The 222-nt window shown below is 32.0% G+C and carries 1 protein-coding gene; it reads right to left on the minus strand.

What is annotated here, in order from left to right; all coding sequences use genetic code 11:
- Positions 1-39: 39 nt before the first annotated feature.
- Positions 40-222: hypothetical protein (locus K5S59_RS29880; protein WP_220784138.1), on the minus strand; the 183-nt coding region annotated here is incomplete at its 5' end.

Below are 222 nucleotides of genomic sequence, written 5' to 3' on the forward strand. Positions count from 1 at the left end.
TATCCATCTTCCAAAGACTTATACATTTCTAACAAAACATCATTTTGCATACTTTTCTCTCCTGTTTTCTAACATCATAATCGCTTCCAAAACTGCCCCACCAATTGCTCTAGCTTTATCGCTAATTGTAAAACAATTTTCTACTTCTTCATATCTCGGATCAATATCAATTATTTTAAGTCCTTTTTTGACCTCAAAATTATCTCTAATCATTCCGCGTAT

It is taken from the genome of Bacillus sp. BML-BC051 (genome assembly GCF_019656175.1).
Lineage (GTDB): Bacteria > Bacillota > Bacilli > Bacillales > Bacillaceae_G > Bacillus_A > Bacillus_A mobilis.